The 2,838-nt window shown below is 62.2% G+C and carries 3 protein-coding genes and 1 pseudogene; 2 read left to right on the top strand and 2 right to left on the bottom strand.

From position 1 onward, the window contains the following. Both AC1D0Z_RS18910 and AC1D0Z_RS18905 read right to left on the bottom strand, forming a co-directional pair. Positions 1–309, bottom strand: a pseudogene (locus tag AC1D0Z_RS18910) (esterase-like activity of phytase family protein); the annotation flags it as partial. Positions 310–512: 203 nt separating this feature from the next. Continuing rightward, positions 513–1,463 carry a Bug family tripartite tricarboxylate transporter substrate binding protein gene (locus AC1D0Z_RS18905; RefSeq protein ID WP_477659730.1) on the bottom strand — a complete coding sequence of 317 codons (951 nt, stop codon included), beginning with the start codon at positions 1,461–1,463 and terminating at the stop codon, positions 513–515. Positions 1,464–1,729: 266 nt separating this feature from the next. Between AC1D0Z_RS18905 and AC1D0Z_RS18900 the strand changes: the two genes are divergently transcribed. Both AC1D0Z_RS18900 and AC1D0Z_RS18895 read left to right on the top strand, forming a co-directional pair. Then, complete coding sequence (locus AC1D0Z_RS18900) at positions 1,730–2,194, top strand: Lrp/AsnC family transcriptional regulator (protein WP_477659729.1); 465 nt, start codon at positions 1,730–1,732, stop codon at positions 2,192–2,194. Positions 2,195–2,215: 21 nt separating this feature from the next. Beyond that, positions 2,216–2,838: 7TMR-DISMED2 domain-containing protein (locus AC1D0Z_RS18895; RefSeq protein ID WP_477659728.1), on the top strand; the 623-nt coding region annotated here is incomplete at its 3' end.

Raw genomic sequence — 2,838 nt, 5'->3', positions numbered from 1 at the left:
CTGCAGCGGCTGGCCCTTGAAGGGCAGCGAGACGCCGGTGGGCCGGCCGGCCGACATGCCCTGCACCGTCCCCAGCGCTTCGGTGCGCTGGCCGTTGGTGAACTTGCCGCTGACCTGCAGGTCYTGCGGCGCATCCTTGGGCGTTGGGATAAAGGATTGGGCGGGCATGACCGCATGGCCGGCCAGCGTGGCGGAATAGGCCGGAACAGCAGTCTGCGCGTAAAGCGGTGATGAAGCCACGGCTGCCGCCGCCAGGGCGATGGACAGTGGGAGTGTCAACGCGGGCCGGAAAAGGCCAGATAAAACCATGAGTGCATCCTTGGGGTGAAAGAGCACATCTTGTCGACACCTTGTGACGCTGGCATTACATGCAGCAAAGGTTCATCCAGGCGGAAGGGAGCCTGAAGCCGCATTGCCTGACGGGCGGGTCCATGGCGGGCTTCTGCCCGGCCTCGATTAAGCGCCGCAACCCAACCGCGGGAAGGGCACCTGCCCCTTGCCGGCGGCTACGTTCAATCGATCCGTATGTTGGAGCGCATGGCGATCACGCGCATGCGGGGAAGCTCATTTTCAATGCGCGCCGCGACCGCGGCAGCGGGCTCCCAGGCGTACTCGAGCCCGTTGGCTACGAGTTTTTCGCGAAGTTCGGGATCCTTCATCGTCTCGGCCAGCGCCTTCTGTAGCTTGGCTTTTACATCCGCCGGCACCCCCTTGGGCGTGGCAATGGCCAGCCAGGAATCGGCCGAGAAACCTTTGAAGCCGCTCTCAGCCACGGTCGCCACTGTGGGCATTTGTGTCGCGCGGTTCTCGCCGGTGACGGCGATGGCCTTGATCCTCGGCTTCGCCGCCTTCAGTTGCGGCAGTGCCGCCGCGACGGTGTCAATCGAGAAAGGGATCTGGCCGGCCATCAGGTCGTTCATCGCCGGTGCGCTGCCCTTGTAAGCGATGTGCTGCAGCTTGATGCCCGTGGCGCTCCACAGCATTTCGCCTGCGAAGTGTCCTGTGGTGCCGTTGCCGAACGAGCCATACATGTACTTGTCCGGCGCGGCGCGCACTGCTGTTATGAGTTGCTTCAGGTCGTTGATCGGGACATCAACGTTGGCCAGCAGAACAAGCGGAACGCGCGCCACCATCCCGACAGGCTCGAAACTCTTGATCRGGTCGTAAGGGAGCTTGGGCATGAGCGCTGGATTCACCGTGAAGGTGGAACCAGAACTGATCAGCAGCGTGTAGCCGTCCGGCACGGCCTTGGCAACAAAAGCGGCGCCGACGACGGTGCCGGCGCCCGGGCGGTTGTCTATGACAACCGGCTGGCCCAGGCGTTCAGCCAGTTTCTTGGCGACCAGCCGCCCGGCGATGTCGGTGGCGCCGCCTGGCGGAAAAGGGATGACCAGCTGGACCGGCCGGGACGGATAGCCCTGCGCGTGGACGCTGGCCCAAGGGRCCAGCAAGGTCAGCGCCATGGCCAGGAAGAAGCGCTTCCTTGCGAATTTCTGGAGTTGGAGCGCGTTGTGACGAGAGTTCTTGAGCGAAGTGAGCATGAGGAGGTCCTCCCGGTTGAAAAGTGAACTGGCACTTGAACGACGACGATTACAAATCGTAACCATGCCGTGCGGCAATGAGTTGCTTAAACAGCTCGCCAAACAATCTCAAAATTCTTCCTTCGACAAATTTTCTTAATTAATTCCATGAATTCGTCTTTTCATGCAATATTTGTAGAATCGTCCTGATGGAACACACGCTCGACCGTATCGACCGCAAACTCTTGAAGCTGCTGCAGCAGAACGCCGCCCTGCCCAATATCGAACTGGCCGAGAAAACCAGTCTCAGCCCGCCCGCCTGCTCGCGGCGCGTGGCGAAACTCAGGGAGGCCGGCCTGATCCGCAAGACGGTGGCGCTGGTGAACCCGCGGGCGCTGGGCTACAACGGGCTGGTCATCATCGGCGTGGTGCTGGACCGTTCCACCACGGACTCCTTCGCGGCGTTTGAGAAAGCCGTGGCCGGCCTCTCGGGCTGCCTGGAGGTGCAACTGGTGACCGGCGAGTTCGACTACTTCGTGAAGCTGCGTATCCAGAGCATCGACTCGTTCAATGAACTGCATGCGGCGCAACTCATCGGCCTGCCCGGGGTGCGGCAGATCCGCACCTTTGTCTGCCTCAAGGAGGTGTTCGAGACCACGGCGATTCCGGTTTAAGCCGGGCTTTTGCAATAAGCTATGCAGATGTATCGAACGGCAAGCCTGCGCAGTTTTTTCCTGATGTTGCTCTGCGCATTTTCCGGCGTGGGCCATGCACAGGTTTTTGACCGGCTGTATGAAGACAGCCCCACCATCACGCTGGCCCAGCCGCTGCAGTGGGTCGCCGTTCCCAAAGACTCCATCGAGTCGCCCGATGCCCTGACGGCCGGCGTCCCGGCCGCCGGGCCATTGCGCTTTCAGCCGTACACGGACGACACCATCCTGCCCACTTCGAACACACAGGATGTGTGGGCCACGTTTTCACTGCCGGCCACCGAGGCGCTGCAGACCTGGTACATCCGCATGCCGGGCCAGGCAATTTTCAAGGTGAGCCTTTTTTCGCGCACGCCGCAAGGCGGCTGGCAGGTCCAGTCCGCCGGCGAGGCCAKTGCCCCCGCTGCATGGTCCCTGCGCACCCGTGTGCCGAGCTTTGAACTGCAGACGCGCGGCGACGCCATGCAGACTTACTACCTGCGCTTTGAGCACCGACGGGCCCTCACGGAGCGGCCCATGCTGCTGTCGCCCATCGAATACATCGACGGCGCGTCGCGGGTCGGCGTGGTGATCGGCTTGATGTGGGGAATGTTCAGCCTGCTGGCCTT

Source organism: Polaromonas sp. P1_E3 (assembly GCF_056405935.1).
The sequence above is the reverse complement of the archived record's forward strand: the minus strand, read 5'-3'. Positions and strand labels throughout refer to the sequence as shown.

What these genes read in the sequence shown, in the direction of transcription:
- AC1D0Z_RS18900 (WP_477659729.1), top strand. Translation starts at nt 1,730, where the DNA reads ATGGAACACACGCTCGACCGTATCGACCGCAAACTCTTGAAGCTGCTG.